Origin of the sequence: Mesorhizobium sp. M7D.F.Ca.US.004.03.1.1, assembly GCF_003998635.1 — a bacterium.
Taxonomy (GTDB): domain Bacteria; phylum Pseudomonadota; class Alphaproteobacteria; order Rhizobiales; family Rhizobiaceae; genus Mesorhizobium; species Mesorhizobium loti.
Map to the genome: position 1 here is coordinate 1 of NZ_RZQG01001599.1, position 688 is coordinate 688.

1 protein-coding gene is annotated in these 688 nt (G+C 64.4%); it reads right to left on the reverse strand.

Going from position 1 to position 688, the window contains the following annotated elements:
- Positions 1-125: 125 nt before the first annotated feature.
- On the reverse strand, positions 126-688 hold a 563-nt coding region (locus EN935_RS38960; RefSeq protein ID WP_127374403.1), incomplete at its 5' end, for a phosphoenolpyruvate carboxykinase (ATP).

Consider the following 688-nt stretch of genomic DNA (forward strand, 5'->3'; position numbering starts at 1 on the left):
CCGCATCGTCGGCAATGATGATGTTGTCGTCGCTCGCCATGCCGCAGTCATGGCGCGGCGGATCAAAAAAGAAAAGGCCCGATCGAAGCCGGGCCTTTCAACGATAGCTGAGCTCGATGGCGCGATTACTCCGCCGCTTCCTGCATGCGCGGCGCCGCACCCAGCACCACGGCGTCGACATGGCTTTCGAATTTCTCGAAGTTGACGGCGAACATGCCGACTAGTCTTGCCGCCTGCCGATCATAACCGGCCTTGTCGGCCCAGGTCGATCGCGGGTCGAGGATGGCGCTGTCGACGCCCGGGACAGCCACCGGCACCTCGAAACCGAAATGGGCATCGGTGCGGAACTCGGCCGTCTTCAGCGAGCCGTCGAGTGCGGCGGCAAGCAACGCTCGCGTCGCCTTGATCGGCATGCGCTTGCCGGTGCCGTAGGCGCCGCCGGTCCAGCCGGTGTTGACCAGCCAGCAATCGGCATCGTGGCGGGCAATCAGTTCGCGCAGCAGATTGCCGTATTCCGATGGATGGCGCGGCATGAACGGCGCGCCGAAACAGGTCGAAAACGTCGCTTCGGGTTCGGTTACGCCCTTTTCGGTTCCGGCCACCTTGGCGGTGTAGCCGGACAGGAAATGATACATCGCCTGCGCGGGGGTGAGCCGCGCGATCGGCGGCATCACGCCGAACGCATCGG